13 protein-coding genes are annotated in these 16,412 nt (G+C 67.3%); 6 read left to right on the forward strand and 7 right to left on the reverse strand.

Going from position 1 to position 16,412, the window contains the following annotated elements:
* Nucleotides 1-214 precede the first annotated feature (214 nt).
* Nucleotides 215-2,926, forward strand: coding sequence for a phosphoenolpyruvate carboxylase (gene ppc, locus C1922_RS03680; protein ID WP_108748554.1), 2,712 nt, complete (start codon nucleotides 215-217; stop codon nucleotides 2,924-2,926).
* A gap of 89 nt (nucleotides 2,927-3,015) precedes the next feature.
* Nucleotides 3,016-3,477: a hypothetical protein gene (locus C1922_RS03685; RefSeq protein WP_159091856.1), complete on the forward strand. Its 462-nt coding sequence runs from the start codon at nucleotides 3,016-3,018 to the stop codon at nucleotides 3,475-3,477.
* A gap of 25 nt (nucleotides 3,478-3,502) precedes the next feature.
* Here the strand turns inward: C1922_RS03685 and C1922_RS03690 are convergent, their stop codons facing one another.
* From C1922_RS03690 to metK, 3 genes are all read right to left on the reverse strand, one after another.
* Nucleotides 3,503-4,009, reverse strand: coding sequence for an acyl-CoA thioesterase (locus C1922_RS03690; protein ID WP_108748556.1), 507 nt, complete (start codon nucleotides 4,007-4,009; stop codon nucleotides 3,503-3,505).
* Between the two features lie 59 nt (nucleotides 4,010-4,068).
* Nucleotides 4,069-5,265 carry a hypothetical protein gene (locus C1922_RS03695; protein WP_108748557.1) on the reverse strand — a complete coding sequence of 399 codons (1,197 nt, stop codon included), beginning with the start codon at nucleotides 5,263-5,265 and terminating at the stop codon, nucleotides 4,069-4,071.
* A 176-nt stretch (nucleotides 5,266-5,441) separates the two neighbouring features.
* Nucleotides 5,442-6,653 carry a methionine adenosyltransferase gene (metK, locus tag C1922_RS03700; RefSeq protein WP_108748558.1) on the reverse strand — a complete coding sequence of 404 codons (1,212 nt, stop codon included), beginning with the start codon at nucleotides 6,651-6,653 and terminating at the stop codon, nucleotides 5,442-5,444.
* 313 nt (nucleotides 6,654-6,966) lie between these two features.
* Between metK and C1922_RS03705 the strand changes: the two genes are divergently transcribed.
* The 3 genes from C1922_RS03705 to C1922_RS03715 all read left to right on the forward strand — a co-directional run bounded on the left by C1922_RS03705 (nucleotide 6,967) and on the right by C1922_RS03715 (nucleotide 10,643).
* Nucleotides 6,967-8,664, forward strand: a complete 1,698-nt coding sequence (locus C1922_RS03705) for a GNAT family N-acyltransferase (protein WP_108748559.1) — start codon at nucleotides 6,967-6,969, stop codon at nucleotides 8,662-8,664.
* Nucleotides 8,661-9,461, forward strand: a complete 801-nt coding sequence (locus C1922_RS03710) for a UDP-2,3-diacylglucosamine diphosphatase (RefSeq protein WP_108748560.1) — start codon at nucleotides 8,661-8,663, stop codon at nucleotides 9,459-9,461. Before C1922_RS03705 ends, C1922_RS03710 begins: the two co-directional genes overlap by 4 nt.
* A 153-nt stretch (nucleotides 9,462-9,614) precedes the next feature.
* Nucleotides 9,615-10,643 carry a metal-dependent hydrolase gene (locus C1922_RS03715; RefSeq protein ID WP_108748561.1) on the forward strand — a complete coding sequence of 343 codons (1,029 nt, stop codon included), beginning with the start codon at nucleotides 9,615-9,617 and terminating at the stop codon, nucleotides 10,641-10,643.
* Between the two features lie 25 nt (nucleotides 10,644-10,668).
* On the opposite strand, the gene C1922_RS03720 is transcribed toward C1922_RS03715, so the two are convergent.
* The 4 genes from C1922_RS03720 to C1922_RS03735 all read right to left on the reverse strand — a co-directional run bounded on the left by C1922_RS03720 (nucleotide 10,669) and on the right by C1922_RS03735 (nucleotide 15,101).
* Complete coding sequence (locus C1922_RS03720; protein WP_108748562.1) at nucleotides 10,669-11,496, reverse strand: class I SAM-dependent methyltransferase; 828 nt, start codon at nucleotides 11,494-11,496, stop codon at nucleotides 10,669-10,671.
* Nucleotides 11,497-11,604: 108 nt separating this feature from the next.
* Nucleotides 11,605-12,600: a tRNA dihydrouridine synthase DusB gene (gene dusB, locus C1922_RS03725; protein WP_108751470.1), complete on the reverse strand. Its 996-nt coding sequence runs from the start codon at nucleotides 12,598-12,600 to the stop codon at nucleotides 11,605-11,607.
* A 220-nt stretch (nucleotides 12,601-12,820) separates the two neighbouring features.
* On the reverse strand, nucleotides 12,821-13,777 hold the full coding sequence (locus C1922_RS03730) for a ribokinase (RefSeq protein ID WP_108748563.1): 957 nt from the start codon (nucleotides 13,775-13,777) through the stop codon (nucleotides 12,821-12,823).
* A gap of 25 nt (nucleotides 13,778-13,802) precedes the next feature.
* Nucleotides 13,803-15,101 carry a nucleoside transporter C-terminal domain-containing protein gene (locus C1922_RS03735; RefSeq protein ID WP_108748564.1) on the reverse strand — a complete coding sequence of 433 codons (1,299 nt, stop codon included), beginning with the start codon at nucleotides 15,099-15,101 and terminating at the stop codon, nucleotides 13,803-13,805.
* A gap of 193 nt (nucleotides 15,102-15,294) precedes the next feature.
* Here C1922_RS03735 and C1922_RS03740 point away from each other — a divergent pair, with 193 nt between their 5' ends.
* On the forward strand, nucleotides 15,295-16,266 hold the full coding sequence (locus tag C1922_RS03740) for an aldo/keto reductase (protein ID WP_108748565.1): 972 nt from the start codon (nucleotides 15,295-15,297) through the stop codon (nucleotides 16,264-16,266).
* Nucleotides 16,267-16,412: the final 146 nt, after the last annotated feature.

Genomic DNA, 16,412 nt, shown 5'->3' on the forward strand with positions numbered 1-16,412 from the left:
CGCCGATGTAGAGTCGAGCCATGCTCGACTGCCGAAATCCCGCGCTGCGCGCGATGGTCGACCAACGGTCGACTCTGCCCCTTCAGTATCTCCCCGATTGGTATATCCGTAGCCGGACGATACGTGCAGATGAAACCATTTTCGCGCCGCAGCAACGGCGGCGAACTGGGGTAGGCTTGGCGACGGATCATGCCCAGAGGTTCGTGCGTCGCCGATGAACGAGTACCGCAGCAGCATCGAATTCGCTTCCCCCGATCTTCCGCTTCGCGATGATGTGCGCCGGCTGGGCGCACTGGTTGGCGATCTGCTGGTGGAACAAGTCTCCGCCGCGTTCCTCGATGATGTGGAGGATGTGCGCACCCGCGCCATTGCCCGCCGCGAGAACCAGGCGCCGCTGGCCGAACTGGCACAGGGCCTGGCCGGGCGTACGCCGCAGCAGGCCGAAACCATGGTGCGTGCGTTCAGTACCTACTTCCAAGTGGTGAACATTGCCGAGCGCGTGCACCGCATCCGCCGCCGCCGCGATTACCAGCGTGCCGGTACCGCCGCGCCGCAGCCTGACGGCCTGCAGGACGCGCTGCAGCACCTGAAGGCGCAGGGCGTGAGCCTGGACGAACTGGCGCAGTGGTTGCCGCGCATCGACATCGAACCGGTGTTCACCGCCCATCCCACCGAAGCGGTGCGCCGTGCACTGCTGGAAAAAGAACAGTTGATGGTGGCCAGCCTGGTGGACAACCTGGATGGCCAGCGCACGCCCGGTGAAGCCGCCGCCGACGCCGCGCGCTTCCGCATGGCGCTGACCGCCTCGTGGCAGACCACCGATTCATCGCCGGTGCGGCCCACCGTGGATGACGAACGCGAACACGTGGGCTTCTATCTGGTGCAGGTGCTGTACCGGGTGATTCCGGTGTTGTACGAATCGCTGCAGCAGGCGCTGCGCGATACGTATGGGCAGGAACTGCCGCTGCCGCGCCTGCTGCGCTTCGGCACCTGGGTGGGCGGCGACATGGACGGGAATCCCAATGTCGATGCCGGCACCATCCGCAACACGCTGGATGCGCAGCGCCAGGCGGTGCTGGGGCGTTACCAGAAGGAACTGCTGCAGCTGGCCAGCCTGCTCAGCCAGTCCACCGAGCGGGTGGCGGTGAGCGAAGCACTGCAGGCGCGCGTGGCGCAGTACCAGCAGCAGTTGCCGCAGGTGCAGTCGCGGCCGCGCCATGCCGATATGCCCTACCGCCTGCTCAACGACCGTATGCGTGCGCGCGTGCAGGCCACGCTGGATGACGGCGAAGGCGCCTACGCTGGCCCCGATGAGCTGATCGAGGATCTGCAGCTGATCCTGGACAGCCTGCGTGCCAACCGCGGCGAGCATGCCGGTGGCTTTGCGGTGCAGCGACTGCTGTGGCGGGTGAAGACCTTTGGCTTCCATCTGGCGCGGCTGGACGTGCGCCAGGAATCGAGCGTGCATGCGCGCGCGCTGGCGGCGGTGCTGGGCGGTGACGATGCATGGAAGGCGCTGGACGCGCTGGGCCGGGCGCGGTTGCTGGGCCCGCACGCCAGCGGCGAAACACCATTGCCGGCCGGCAGCGATGAAGGCAACGCGCGCCTGGATGCCGTGTTCGCGGCGCTGGCCGATGCGCGCGCGCGCCACGGTGCCGATGCCGTGGGCAGCTACATCATTTCCATGGCGCATGACCGCAGCGACGTGCTGGCCGTGCTGGCGCTGGCGCGGCGCGGCGGCCTGGTCGATGACGAGGGCGCGGTGCCACTGGATATCGCCCCGCTGTTTGAAACCGTGGACGATCTGAAGCGCGGTACCGCTACCCTGCGTGACCTGCTGGCCGACCCGGTGTATCGCGCACACCTGCGCGCACGGGGCGATGTGCAGATGGTGATGCTGGGCTATTCGGACAGCAGCAAGGACGGCGGCATCGCGGCATCGCGCTGGGGCCTGCAGCGTGCCCAGGTGGAACTGCTGGAAGTGGCCGCCGAACAGTCCATCGGCCTGACCTTCTTCCACGGCCGTGGCGGCTCGATCAGCCGCGGCGGTGGCAAGACGACCCATGCGGTCGATGCCTCGCCGCGTGGCAGCGTCGATGGCCGCCTGCGGGTGACCGAGCAGGGCGAGGTGATCCACCGCAAGTACGGCATCCGCGCGCTGGCGTTGCGCTCGCTCGAGCAGTCCACCGGCGCGGTGCTGCGCGCCAGCCTGCGCCCGCGTGCGGCCGAGCCGCGCGAAGACGATTGGCGGCCGGTGATGGACCAGGTGGCTGCCGCCAGCAGTGAGGTCTACCGGGCGTTCGTCGGCCAACCGCAGTTCATGGACTACTTCCGCACGGCCACGCCGATCGACGTGATCGAGCGGATGACGCTGGGCTCGCGGCCCTCGCGGCGGCTCGGCCAGGATGCCGCGCTGGGCAACCTGCGCGCGATTCCCTGGGTGTTTGCCTGGAGCCAGGCGCGCGCGGTCATTCCCGGCTGGTACGGCGTGGGCAGCGGTTTGCAGGCGGCGGTCGATGCGGGGCATGAAACGACCCTGCGCACGATGGCGCGTGACTGGCCGTTCTTCCGCACGTTCCTGGATGACATCGCCATGGTGTTGTCCAAGGGCGATATCACCATTGCCGAGCAGTTCTCGCTGCTGTCCGGTGACCTGCACGGGCGGTTCTTCCCGCAGGTGCAGCGTGAGCTTGAGCTGACCCGGCATTGGCTGCTGGCGCTGATGGGCCAGCAGACCCTGCTGGACCACGATGCGCGGCTGGCGCTGTCGATCCGCCTGCGCAATCCCTACGTGGACCCGATCAGTGTGTTGCAGGTCGATCTGCTGCAGCGCTGGCGGGCCAGCGGGCGCCAGGACGACGATCTGCTGCGCGCACTGGTGGCGTGCGTGAACGGGGTTTCGCAGGGCGTGCAGAACACCGGGTGATGCGCAATGGGGGGTGCCGGCCGTTTGCCGGCAACCCCGCGATGTCGGATGCACGGCTTGCCCCGCGCCTTCCGGTATCCTCCGGCCCCATGAAGCATTCCTGGCGTATCACCAAATACTGGCAGCGGATGCCCGAGGGGTACCTGTGCTCACCGCCCGAAACGTGGACTGACTTCAGCGATGTCGGCAAGCGGGTGAGCATCGAGGATTACCTCGTTGTCGAGGATGCCTATCTGGACGCGATCAGGCGTTTCTGCATCGGCATCGGTGTCGAGTCACTGAGCATCCAGTCGCTTGAACGGCGTGACTCGCACCTCTACCAGGAGGGCCAGCCGCTGGATCTCGATGGGATCGAGCAGGTGGCGCGCGACGTGCTGCGCAACGTCATCTGGTGCAAGCTGGTGAGCAATAGCGCCGAAGTTCACTTCGGTTACGACTACTACCTGTACGTGGTGTCGTCGGTAGACGCGTCGGCCGCATTGGCACAGGTCGATCCGCTGCTGAACATCGAACAGTTCCGGTCGCCCTATCTGCCCGAACAGCAAGGGTAGTGCCGGCCGCTGGCCGGCAGCCCCTTCAACCTTCCGGCGACGGCGGGTTCGAGGCCAGCAGTTCCAGGTGCCGCTGTTCCATTTCCTGGCGCAGCTGGCGGCGGATGAGCGCAGCGGCGTGGCGGCGGCGCTCGTCGCTGGTTTCCAGCTGCAGCGGCGGCACGGCGGTGGGCTTGCCGGTCTCGTCCACGGCCACCATGGTGAAGAAGCAGCTGTTGGCGTGGCGCACGCTGCGCTTGAGGATGTCCTCGGCCACCACCTTCACGCCGATTTCCATCGACGAGGTACCGGTGTAGTTCACCGAGGCCAGGAAGGTGACCAGTTCACCCACCGCAATGGGCTGGCGGAACATCACCTGGTCCACCGACAGGGTAACCACGTAGCTGCCGGCGTAGCGGCTGGCACAGGCATAGGCCACCTGGTCGAGCAGCCGCAGGATCGCGCCGCCATGGACCTTGCCGGAGAAATTGGCCATGTCCGGCGACATCAGCACGGTCATGGACAGCTGGTGGGATTTGAGTTCGGTCGACATGGCCCGATTGTATCGGGCGCGGGCCGGGCGTGCCGCCCGCGCCGATGGCACGGGAGACGTCAGCCGGGCTGCACGCGCGTGCGCAGGTCCGCGTCGGGGAAGCCGCGGGTCAGGTAGCGCGGCGGGTGGATGTGTCGGGTATCGGCTTCCAGCAGGTGGCCGAATTCGCGCATTGCCACGTGCCACTCCACCATCTGCGTATCGCGCTCTTCCACCACCAGCGCGATGAAGTCGGTCTGCGGCAGTGAGGTCTCCACGCCTTCGGACCAGCAGCCGATGGAGATATGGTTGCTGCCGTCGACGATGAAGTTGGCCACGAACACGTCGTGCGCGTGCAGCGCATGCACCTTGTCCAGCTGCTCTTTCTGGGTGGCGTACAGCCCCGCGTGCAGCTGCAGGCGCAGGGCGCGCAGTGCCTGCTGCAGTGTTTCGCTGGCCGGGGTGAAGGGCTGCAGCTGGCCTTCCACGTAGTGATGCATGTCGCCGCTGATCACCCGGCCATCGTCCAAGGCCTCGCTGGCCTCGGCAACCATTGCCTGCTGCGCGTCTTCATCACGTTCGCCGGCCACCAGCAGCACGTCGCGGGTGGGCAGCATGAACACCGGCGGGCCTGCCAGGGGAAGGCGGTGCAGCAGTTCGGGCAGCAGCACGCGGCTGCTGTCATAGGCATCGCTCCAGGTAGAGCGGAACAGCCCCGGGGCGATCTCGACGAAGGGCGCATCGTCCAGTGCACGAAGGTTGTCGCGCGCGATCGCCAGTGCCTGGTCCAGGGTGATGCCCCATTCCTCGGGCAGGTCGCGGGTCTGGGTAGCGGTGTGCTGGTCGTAGTCCACGGCCAGCAGTTCCACGCATTCCCCGGTGAGCGGGCGGTACTGCAGGGACACCCGGGCGTCCAAGCCGTTCTCTTCCATCTCCTGCAGGATGATCTGGTCGAGCAGGTTGCGGTTGCGGATCACCGGGCGCAGCCGGTCGCGGATCTCGGTAAACGGCAGCGGTTCCTCGCTTGCCATGCCCAGGATGCTGGTGAAGCGTTCCAGTACGTCGCGCTGGCGGCCGCGTTCCACGTCCAGATAGGCACAGTAGGCGTTGTGCAGGTTGAAGAACGAACCGCCGTCGTAGGCGATGCGGAACTGATCAGCCTGGTATTCCAGCGGCTTGTCGATGCCCAGCCGGCGTGCGGTCTGGATGACTTTCGCGGCAAATGCCTCGGGGGTGGGCTTGTCCTTGAACCAGCGGTCGAACAGTCGGGACATCATGCGCCATCTTCCTTGATAGAGGGCTGCATGCTGGCGTGGCGGGGGCTGATTTGCAAGGTGGCCGGCGGGCTGCATGCCGTCGCAGGTAGTGGCCGGCGCTGCCAGAAAGCAGAAGGGCCGCTTTCGCGGCCCTTCTTCAAGGTCAGCCGACTGACAGTCGGCTCTACCCGTCGGCTTTACTTCAGCTTGGCGTCGGCGCGCAGGGCGGCGGCGCGGTCGGTCTTCTCCCAGGAGAAGGCCGTGGCGTTGACGGTCTCGCCTTCGCCGTTGAGGTAGCTGAACTCCTTCGGCTTGCGGCCGAAGTGGCCATAGGCCGCGGTCTGCTGGTACATCGGGTGGATCAGGTCCAGCATCTTGATGATGCCGTACGGGCGCAGGTCGAAGTGCTTGCGGATCAGCTTCTCGATCTTGTCGTCGCTGATCTTGCCGGTGCCGAAGGTGGTGACCGAGATCGAGGTCGGCTCAGCCACGCCGATGGCGTAGGAGACCTGCACTTCGCAACGGTCGGCCAGGCCGGCGGCCACCACGTTCTTGGCGACGTAGCGGGCAGCGTAGGCAGCCGAACGGTCGACCTTGGACGGGTCCTTGCCGGAGAACGCGCCACCACCGTGACGGGCCCAGCCGCCGTAGGTGTCGACGATGATCTTGCGGCCGGTCAGGCCGCAGTCGCCCACCGGGCCGCCGATCTCGAACTTGCCGGTCGGGTTGATGTGGAACTTGGTGCCCTTGTGCAGCCACTTGGCCGGCAGCACCGGCTTGATGATCTCTTCGCGGACGGCCTCGATGAGGTCCTTCTGCTTGATGCCCGGGGCGTGCTGGGTCGACAGCACCACCGCGTCGATGGCCGAGACTTCGCCGTTTTCATAGCGCAGGGTGACCTGGCTCTTGGCGTCCGGGCGCAGCCAGGACAGCGGCGAGTTGCGCTTCTTGCGGATCTTGGCCTGCTGTTCCACCAGGCGGTGCGACAGGTGGATGGCCGCCGGCATGTAGCTGTCGGTTTCGTTGGTGGCGTAGCCGAACATCAGGCCCTGGTCGCCAGCGCCCATTTCTTCGGGCTTCTTGCGGTCCACGCCCTGGGCGATGTGCGGCGACTGCTTGCCGATCAGGTTCAGCACGCCGCAGGTGGCGCCGTCGAAGCCGACGTCCGAACTGTCATAGCCGATGTCCGTGATGACCTTGCGGGTCAGCGCTTCCAGGTCGATCCATGCGCTGGTGGTGATTTCACCGGCGACGATGGCAACACCGGTCTTGACCATGGTTTCGCAGGCCACGCGCGCGCGCTGGTCCTGGGTCAGGATCGCGTCCAGCACCGCATCGGAGATCTGGTCGGCAACCTTGTCCGGATGGCCTTCGGAGACCGACTCGGAGGTGAAGAGATAGCTGGACATCAGGCGGTATATCCCTTGATTCGGATGGAAAGATGGGCGCGCATGATACACGGGGTGCGCCGCCTGTGCATTGTGAACCCGGACAGGTTGCCGGTGGTTAAGGCGGTGTGCCCATCTTCACGGGCCCTGCGGGGCGCAAGTGCCTGATGTTGCAGGGGCAGTGTTCCATTGGCGTGACCATTGGCAGGCCGTCGGGCCGGGGGGATGCGCGGGGCAGGGCCGTCATTTTTCTGCCGCCAAACCGCCATCTGCCTGCCTTGGCGGGGGCGCAGGCTCTGCGCCAATCCGGCCGCCGGGCACCCGCGAGCACGCCATGCAGGAACTGCAGCAGCGCCTCCAGCAACGCTTCCCCGAATGGTTCCATGGCCGCCGGGGGCAGTTCGCCCGGCCCCTGCTGCGCGGTATCGGTCGCTGGTCGCGGCTGGACCGCATCGAGGCCTTCCTGCAGCGCAGCGAAGGCCTGCGCGGATTCGACTTCGTCTCTGCGAGCCTGGATTTCCTGGGCAGCCCCTACCAGCTGGAATCCGACGCCCTGGATCGCATCCCGGCGCAGGGGCGGCTGCTGATCGTGGCCAACCATCCGTCCGGGGCGCTGGACGCGCTGGCCCTTCTGGATGCGGTGGGCCGGGTGCGGCGCGATGTCCGCATCGTGGCCAACGACCTGCTGGGTGCGCTGGCGCCGCTGCGGGAGCTGCTGCTGCCGGTGCGCATGCTGGGCGGCAAGGTGCAGCGCGCCAGCCTGCAGGCAGTGGAACAGGCGCTGGCCGCCGAACAGTGCGTGATCGTGTTCCCCGCCGGTGAAGTGTCGCGGCTGTCGGTGCGTGGCATCCGCGATGGGCGCTGGCAGCGTGGCTTCGTCCGTTTCGCCCGCGCATCGTCGGCGCCGGTGCTGCCGGTACGGGTGCAGGCGCGCAATTCACTGCTGTTCTACAGCGCCTCGGCCTTGTTCAAGCCGGCCGGCACCGCCTTGCTGGCGCGCGAGATGTTCGCTCGCCGCGGGCGCCCATTGCGGCTGCAGATCGGCCAGCCGATGCAGCTGGCCCATGGTGATGCCAGCGCCCAGCTGCTGGCCGTGCGGCGCGCGCTGTACGCCCTGCGCTGCAGCGACGTGGCCGCGCCGGCGCAGGAACCGCTGGCCGCACCGCTGCCGCCGGCCGAGGTGGCCAGGGCCGTGGCGGCGGCCCAGCAGCTGGGACAGACCGGTGACGGCAAGCAGATCCTGCTGGCGCGCTGCGCAGCGGGCTGCCCGCTGCTGCTGGAACTGGGGCGCCTGCGCGAACTGACCTTTCGCCGCGTGGGCGAGGGCACCGGACGCGCACGCGATCTGGATGCGTTCGACCTGGACTACCAGCACATCGTGATCTGGGATGCGGTGGCGCAACGTATTGCCGGTGCCTACCGCATCATGCGCGGCGCCCAGGCGCTGGCCCGCCGTGGTCTGGGCGGCCTCTACAGCGCTTCGCTGTTCCGCTATTCCGATGATGCCATTCCACGCATCGCCGAAGGGCTGGAGCTGGGCCGCAGCTTCGTGGTGCCCGATTACTGGGGCAGCCGCAGCCTGGATTATCTGTGGCAGGGCATCGGTGCCTACCTGCAGTGCCAGCCGGGCATCCGCTACCTGTTCGGCGCGGTGTCCATCAGTGCGGCTTTGCCGCGCGATGCGCGCGAGCAGCTGGTGGCTTACTACCAGCGCTATCACGGCGGGGCGCAGGGTCTGGTCGAATCGCATCGCCCGTTCCAGTATTTCGCCGCGCCGCCGAGTTACGGTGAACTGGACGCTGCCGGTGCGTTCGAGGTGCTGAAGGCCAACCTGGCCGCACTGGGAACGATGGTGCCGACGCTGTACCGGCAATACACCGAGCTGTGCGAACCCGGAGGTGCCCGCTTCCTGGCGTTTGGCGTCGATCCGGATTTCAGCGATTCCATCGACGGCTTGATCGAGGTGGACCTGGAGGCGATCCGGCCACACAAGCGCAAGCGCTACCTGCGCGATGCGGGGGCGGTGGCATGAGCGGGGTGGCGCCGCTGCCGCCGCGCCATCGGGCCGTGTTCGTGTCTGACGTTCACCTGGGATCGCCGCATTGCCACGCCGCAGAACTGGCGCGCTTCCTGGGGCGGTTGCGCTGTGAGCGGCTGTACCTGGTGGGCGACATCATCGACCTGTGGTGGATGGCCCACCGCGGCGCGCGCTGGCGGCAGTCACACAGCGATGTGGTGCAGGCCCTGCACGCGCTGCGCAGGGCAGGCACCGACATCATCTACATTCCCGGCAACCACGATGCCTCGCTGCGCCAGGTCTGCGGCATGATGCTGCCGGCCATGCAGGTGCGCCGGCGCGCCATCCATGTGACCGCCGATGGCCGCCGCCTGCTGGTGGTGCACGGCGACGACTACGACGGCGTGACCCATTTCGGCGGCCTGCAGGAACGCTTCGGTGATTGGCTGTACTACCGCATCCTGACTGGCAACCGCCTGTTCAACGCGGTACGCCGCCCGCTGGGGCTGCGTTACTGGTCGCTGTCCGAGTTCCTGAAACGGCGCAGCAGTGCCGCCGAGCGCTACATCCAGCGTTTCGTGCAGGCTGGCCTGGACGATGTACGGCGGCGGGGGCTGGATGGCATTGTCTGCGGGCACATCCATCGCGCGGCGCTGATCGAGCGTGATGGCCTGGTCTATGCCAACGATGGGGACTGGGTGGAAAGCCTGACCGCGCTGGCCGAAGACCATGACGGCGGCCTGCGCCTGCTCGACCACAACGGCCGGGCCCTGGTGGAGCTGCCAGGCGCACGCATCCGACAGGCCGCGTGATGCAGCGCGAGGGGTAGAGTCGACTGTCAGTCGACTGCTCTTCTGTGACACCGCGAAAATCCCGCGCTGCGCGCGATAGTCGACTGACAGTCGACTCTACCGCCGTTGCGCCGTACGTCGACCCTGCGCGCGCCTTCGCGCTAGCATCGCGGCATGGACTCATTGACCCAGATCGTACTCGGTGGCGCGGTAGCTGCAGCCATCGCTCCGCCCGGCCATCGCCGCGCGGCCCTGCTGGCCGGCGCGGCGCTGGGCACCCTGCCGGACCTGGACGCGCTCTGGCTCGGCTTCACCGCCAGCGACCCGGTGGCGAACATGGTCGAGCACCGCAGCTTCAGCCACTCGCTGCTGGTGCTGCCCTGGGTGGCCGCCACGATCTGGTGGCTGTTCAAGCGCTTCGGCCATGGGCGCGTGGCACAGTCGCCGCTGCGCTGGTTCTGGGCGATCCAGCTGGCGCTGGTGACCCATCCGCTGCTCGATGCGTTCACTGTCTACGGCACGCAGTTGTGGTGGCCGCTGCAGCCGCCCCCTGCAATGGGCTCCAGTGTGTTCATCATCGACCCGGCCTACACCGTGTGGCTGCTGCTGGGCTGCGTGCTGGCCTGGTTCGGTCGCGCGCGGCCCTGGGCCGGCAAGGTGCTGGGCGTGGCGCTGCTGGTCAGCAGTACGTACCTGGGCTGGGGGCTGGTGGCCAAGGCGCAGGTGGACAAGGCCGCGCAACAGAGCCTGGCCGCGCTGGGCCTGGGCGATGCGCCGCGCTTCTCGGTGCCGATGCCGTTCAACACCCTGCTGTGGCGGGTGGTGGCGATGACGCCCAATGGCTACGTGGTGGGCGACCGTTCGCTGCTGGCCGACAGCGGTCCGATGCAGTTCGAAGGGCATGCGTCGAACGTACAGGCACTGCGCGAGGTGGCGGGCCTGCCCGCGGTGCAGCGCCTGCAATGGTTCAATCGCGGCTTCATGCGCGCGCAGGTGGTCGATGGCACGCTGGTGCTGAGCGATCTGCGCATGGGCCTGGAACCGGACTACACCTTCAACTTCGCCGTCGCCCGGCAGGCCGACGGGAAGTGGCAGCCGATCGTGCCCGAGCAGCGCCGCACCGATTACAGCAGCCCGCAGGCGCGGGCCGAGATGAAGGGCCGGCTGGCAGTGATGTGGCAGCGCATCTGGCACACCCCGTAGACCCACCCCATGCGTGGATGGGTTCTCAATACACCGTGGCGCGGCCCTGCACGAACGAATAGAAGAACACGGCGTTGGGGTCGTTCTGTACCAGCCGGAACTCGCGGCGCATGCCTTCGACGGTGTCTTCGTCCACCGCACCGGCCTGCAGCAGCTGGTCGGCGGCCGACAGCAGCAGCTGTTCCCAGAACGCGATCATGGTCTTGCGGCGTGCCGGTTCGCGGTTGTCCAGGTGGATGGTCTTGATTTCGGTATGCACGTCGCGGAAGCCGCCGGCCAGCAGCAGGTTGCCCAGCTTGGCGCCGACGAACGGGTCGCCGCCGTGGTCGTACTGGAAGTCGTTGAAGGCCATCCAGTAGCGCCAGATGTGCGGCGAATACGGATCGAGCAGGAACGAAGCATTCATCACTTCGGTGATGTACACCGGCGAGCCCGGCGCCAGCACGCGGCGGACTTCGCTCAATACGCGGGCAGGCGAAGGCACGTGCTCCAGCACCCAGCACAGGAAGGCCGAATCGAAGCTGCGCGCCTCGAACGGCAGTTCACCGGCATCGGCCTGCTGCAGGGTGTAGCGGTCGCTGCACCAGGGCGTGCGCGCCAGGTTCTCGCGCGCCGTGGCCAGCTGGGCCTCGCTCAGGTCCACGCCGGTCACGTGCAGGTCGGGGAAACGGCGCAGCAGGATCTCGGTCTGCGCGCCCACGCCGCTGCCCACTTCCAGCAAGCGGCGGGCGCCGCTGTAGTCGATCTGGCCGAAGATGCTCGATTCAAGCAGGCGCGCCTGGGTCATCAGGCGCTGCTGTTCGGTGCCGGAAAAGCCGTGCAGATAGGTGGGGGAAGAGATCGGCGGGGTCATGGTGTTCTCTTGTAGAGTCGAGCTTGCTCGACTGTTCGGGAAAGCCAGTCGAGCAAGCTCGACTCTACGGGGTGAGGCCGTCGTCCGATAACGACGGGGCCGGCGTGGTCAGGCGGCTGTGGGCATGGCCGGCTCCCCGGCGATCAGGCGGTCGAAGTATTCGGCCGTCAGTGCGATCTGGCTGGCCGGGTCTTCGGCGCGGTTCACCACGGCGCGGAAGGCAGCGTTTTCCGGGCGGTCCTTGGCGTACCAGCCCAGGTGCTTGCGGGCGATGCGCACGCCCTGCGGTTCGCCGTAGAACGCGTGCAATGCATGAAGGTGACCCAGCAGGATGTCGCGCACTTCGGCCAGCGACGGTGGCGGCAGTTCCTGGCCGGTGGCCAGGTAGTGCGCCACTTCGCGGAAGATCCACGGACGGCCCTGCGCGGAACGGCCGATCATCACCGCGTCCACGCCGGTCTGCCGCAGCACCTTCGCGGCCTTCTGCGGCGAATCGATATCGCCATTGGCGATGACCGGAATGCGCAGCGCAGCCTTGATCTCGGCAATGGTGCTGTACTCGGCCTGGCCGGTGTAATGCTGGTCACGGGTGCGGCCGTGTACCGCCAGCGCGGCAATGCCACTGTCTTCGGCAATCCGCGCAATCAGCGGGCCATTGCGGTGGTCGCAGTCCCAGCCGGTGCGGATCTTCAGCGTGACCGGCACCGGCACCGCGTTCACCACCGCCTCCAGGATGCGTGCCACCAACGCCTCGTCGCGCATCAGCGCGGAACCGGCCCAGGCGTTGCACACCTTCTTGGCCGGGCAGCCCATGTTGATGTCGATGATCTGCGCGCCGTGGTCGACGTTGTAGCGGGCGGCCTCGGCCAGCTGCTGCGGCTCGGTGCCGGCAATCTGCACGCTGATCGGGGCCGGCTCGCCGTCATGGTCCATGCGGTGGATGGATTTGCGCGTGTTCCAGAAGCGCGGGTCGCTGATGGTCATTTCCGAGGCGGCCAGACCCGCACCCAGCCGTTTGCACAGCAGGCGGAACGGTTTGTCGGTGACGCCGGCCATGGGCGCCAGCACGACGTTGGGGGCAATGGTGTACGGGCCAATCTGCATGTGCCCATTGTAGGGCGCGGGCGGGGCGAAGGCCCGCCGCCAGGGGCGCCCATTCAGGCCGATCCGGACCGAGGTCATGCCGCACCGGAATCAGCAGATGCTTGACGGTTGCTTCCACCGCCCCAAGGGCTGGGCCATGGTGGGCGGCTGGGCGGGCGGCGGACACAAAAAAACCCGGGCACTGGCATGCCCGGGGTTCTCATCCACGCAGGGCGTGGGTTTACACGTCAGCCGGGGTGAAGCGCGGCATGGCCGCGGCTGCGCCTTCCTTTTCGGTGGAACGGCCGGCGAACTGGTTGGCGAAACGCACATGGCGCGCGAACGGGGCGTCCGGCACCTGGGCGATCGAGGCGGCCAGTGCGCCGTTGAACGCATCGCCGGCACCGGTGGTATCGATCGCCTGCACCTGTTCGGCACCCACGCGGTAGTAGGGCTGGGTATCGCCGCGCAGCTGCTCGTCGGCATGCGACACGAATACACCCACCGCACCCAGGGTGACCACTACGGTGCCGTTGCCCACCAGCTTGCGGCACAGCGCGTGCAGGCTGGCGCCGTCCAGTGCGGCCACGTCGTCGGCGTCCACACGCTCGCCCACGTGGCGGCCGAGCAGGGCGGCGAACTCGGTCTCGTTCGGGGTGATCACATCGGCCAGTTTCAGCAGGCCGATGCTCGAGGGGGCGTCGGCCGGTGCGGCGTTCAGCACGGTGGTCACACCGGCTTCGCGCGCCGCAGCCAGTGCGGCCTCAATTGTCTGCACCGGCGATTCCAGCTGCACCAGCACCACCTTGGCACCGGCCAGCAGCGCCTGCTGCTGTTCCAGGAACGCGGTGCTCAGCGCGGCGTTGGCGCCAGGGCCGATGACGATGGTGTTGCGGCCACGGGCATCGACGTAGATGCCGGCGGTGCCGGTCGGCTCGCTGCTGGCCTCGGCGATCAGGGCGAAGCCATCCTGCGCGGCCAGGTCACGGGCCATGGCGCCACCGGCGTCGTCGCCCAGCGCGCACAGGAAGTGCGTGTCGGCACCGGCGCGGCTGGCGGCTACGGCCTGGTTGAAGCCCTTGCCACCGGGGCCGGTGCTGTAACGGCCGGCAATGGTCGCACCCGGTGCCGGCAGTGCTTCGCACCGCCACACGTGATCGACATTGAAGGAACCGACGACAACGACACTGCTGCTCATAGGGAATCTTTTCTCAAACAGGGGTTCAGCTGAAATGGGTCAGCACGCCGGCGATGGTGGCCGTCATGAAGGTAGCGATGGTACCGCCCAGCACCGCGCGCAGGCCGAACTTGGCCAGGTCGTGGCGACGTTCCGGGGCCAGGCCACCGATGCCACCGATCTGGATGGCGATCGAGCTGAAGTTGGCAAAGCCACACAGCGCGTAGGTTGCGATCAGGCGGCCTTCGTCGGACAGGCTCACGCCGGCCACCTGGCCGTTCACGATCTGCGACAGCTCGGTGTAGGCCACGAACTCGTTGATCACGACTTTCTGGCCGATCAGCGAGCCCACCGTGGTGGCGTCGGCCCACGGGGTGCCGATCACCCAGGCGATCGGCGCCAGCACGTAGCCGAAGATGGTGGACAGGTTGGTCGGCTTGCCGATGGCGGCAGCCAGGCCGGTCACATCACCGATCCAGGTCAGCGGGGCATTCAGCAGGGCGATCAGAGCAATGAAGGCCAGCAGCATGGCGCCGATGTTCAGGGCCAGCTTCAGGCCATCGCCGGCGCCAGCAGCAGCGGCGTCGATGATGTTGCTGGAGGTCTTCTCCACTTCCATCTTCACCGTACCGCGGGTCAGCGGGGTGCCGGTTTCCGGAATCAGCAGCTTGGCCACCACCAGGGTTGCCGGCGCGGCCATGATGCTGGCGGCCAGCAGGTGCTTGGCGTAGAACGCCTGCTGCACCGGGTCGCCACCGCCCAGCATGCCCACGTAGGCCGCCAGCACGCCGCCGGCGATGTGGGCCATGCCGCCGATCATCATGGTCAGCAGCTCGGACTGGGTCATCTTCGGAATGTACGGGCGCACGGTCAGCGGCGCCTCGGTCTGGCCGATGAAGACGCTGGCGCAGACGCTGGTGGTTTCCGCACCGGACACGCGCATCACCTTGGTGATCGACCAGGCCATCACGCGCACGATGCCCTGCATGATGTTCAGGTGGTACATCACGCCCATCAGCGCCGAGAAGAAGATGATGGTCGGCAGCACCTGGAAGGCGAAGATGAAGCCGTAATTCTTGGTGTCCATCAACGAGCCGAAGATGAAGCCCGAGCCTTCGTTGACGAAGCTCAGCACCTTCACGAAGCCCTTGCCCAGGGCATCGAACACATCACGGCCGCCCGGCACCAGGATCACCAGCGCCGCGAACGCGATCTGCAGGGTGATGCCGGTGACGACCAGTTTCCAGTCCACCGCGCGCTTGTTATTGGAAAACAGCCAGGTGATGCCGATCAGCACCGCCAACCCGAACAGGCCGAAGCCGATCCTGCCCAAACCTTCGACCATGTGGTGACTCCCCTGGGGCGTCGCGAAAAACGGGAAGCCTAGTGCAGGGCAGGGGCCGGAGCAAGGAAAAGCCGTCTGCCGGTTCCCATCGGCACCGAACAAGCCAGCAACGGCAAGGGCTTGGCGGTTGCCGGGACAGGTAGAATGGGGACTCGATCCCGGCCCGGATGCGGGCCTGCAGCAGGAGATTGTCATGCTCTACCGTCGCCTGGGCTCCACCGGCCTGCCGATTTCCGCCCTGTCCTTCGGCGCCTGGGTGACCTTCGGCGACCAAGTCGCCCGGGACGAGTCGCGCAACCTGGTGGCCGCCGCCTGGGACCATGGCATCAACTTCTTCGACAACGCCGAGGGCTATGCCAACGGCCGCGCCGAGCAGGTGATGGGCGACGTGATTGCCGATCTGCGGCTGCCGCGCGACGGCTACTGCGTGTCCAGCAAGGTGTTCTTCGGCAGTGCCAAGGACCCGCGGCCGACCCAGCGCGGCCTGTCGCGCAAGCATGTAACCGATGCCTGCCACGCCGCGCTCAAGCGCCTGCGGGTGGACTATCTGGACCTTTATTACTGTCACCGCCCGGATCCGGACGCGCCCATCGCCGAGACCGTGCATGCCATGGACACCCTGGTGCGGCAGGGCAAGGTGCTGTACTGGGGCACGTCGGAGTGGTCGGCCGCGCAGATCCAGCAGGCGCTGGAAGTGGCCGCGCGGCACAACCTGCAGGGGCCGTCGATGGAGCAGCCGCAGTACAACCTGCTGCACCGCGAGCGGGTGGAAGTGGAGTACGCCCCGCTGTATGAAGCCCCGGGCCTGGGTACCACCATCTTCTCGCCGCTGGCGTCGGGGCTGTTGAGCGGCAAGTACGACGATGGCATTCCCGCCGACGCGCGCCTGGGCCGTGACGGCATGGGCTGGCTGCAGGACCTGGTGCTGGGCGCCAACGCCGCCGCGCGCCTGGCCCAGGTACGCCGCTTCAGCCAGGTCGCCCGCGAGCTGGGGCATGCCCCGGCCAGCCTGGCCATTGCCTGGTGCCTGCGCAACCCGAATGTGTCCAGCGTCATCCTCGGCGCCAGCCGCGTGCCGCAGCTGCTGCAGAACCTGCAGGCGCTGGACGTGCTGGCGCAGATGAACGAGGCCGGCTGGGCACGGGTGGAAGCCGCGTTCGTCTGACTGGTGGCGCCGAACCCGCGCGCCACGCCTTTCGTAGAGTCAAGCTTGCTCGACTGCTCCTGAGCAAGAGCAGGCGAGCAAGCTCGACTCCACCCACTCAATAGTCATTGTCTATTGGAATTCAGAATCCAATAGATATTCTCATC

It is taken from the genome of Stenotrophomonas sp. ZAC14D2_NAIMI4_7, from assembly GCF_003086675.1.
GTDB lineage: Bacteria > Pseudomonadota > Gammaproteobacteria > Xanthomonadales > Xanthomonadaceae > Stenotrophomonas.

Bases quoted from the DNA above. Each gene is read 5' to 3' on its own strand.
- C1922_RS03710 (WP_108748560.1), top strand. From the start codon at position 8,661: ATGAGCGGGGTGGCGCCGCTGCCGCCGCGCCATCGGGCCGTGTTCGTG.
- C1922_RS03705 (WP_108748559.1), top strand. From the start codon at position 6,967: ATGCAGGAACTGCAGCAGCGCCTCCAGCAACGCTTCCCCGAATGGTTC.
- dusB (WP_108751470.1), bottom strand. From the start codon at position 12,600: ATGCAGATTGGCCCGTACACCATTGCCCCCAACGTCGTGCTGGCGCCC.
- C1922_RS03690 (WP_108748556.1), bottom strand. From the start codon at position 4,009: ATGTCGACCGAACTCAAATCCCACCAGCTGTCCATGACCGTGCTGATG.
- ppc (WP_108748554.1), top strand. From the start codon at position 215: ATGAACGAGTACCGCAGCAGCATCGAATTCGCTTCCCCCGATCTTCCG.
- C1922_RS03695 (WP_108748557.1), bottom strand. From the start codon at position 5,265: ATGATGTCCCGACTGTTCGACCGCTGGTTCAAGGACAAGCCCACCCCC.
- C1922_RS03730 (WP_108748563.1), bottom strand. From the start codon at position 13,777: ATGAGCAGCAGTGTCGTTGTCGTCGGTTCCTTCAATGTCGATCACGTG.
- C1922_RS03740 (WP_108748565.1), top strand. From the start codon at position 15,295: ATGCTCTACCGTCGCCTGGGCTCCACCGGCCTGCCGATTTCCGCCCTG.
- C1922_RS03715 (WP_108748561.1), top strand. From the start codon at position 9,615: ATGGACTCATTGACCCAGATCGTACTCGGTGGCGCGGTAGCTGCAGCC.
- C1922_RS03720 (WP_108748562.1), bottom strand. From the start codon at position 11,496: ATGACCCCGCCGATCTCTTCCCCCACCTATCTGCACGGCTTTTCCGGC.
- metK (WP_108748558.1), bottom strand. From the start codon at position 6,653: ATGTCCAGCTATCTCTTCACCTCCGAGTCGGTCTCCGAAGGCCATCCG.
- C1922_RS03735 (WP_108748564.1), bottom strand. From the start codon at position 15,101: ATGGTCGAAGGTTTGGGCAGGATCGGCTTCGGCCTGTTCGGGTTGGCG.
- C1922_RS03685 (WP_159091856.1), top strand. From the start codon at position 3,016: ATGAAGCATTCCTGGCGTATCACCAAATACTGGCAGCGGATGCCCGAG.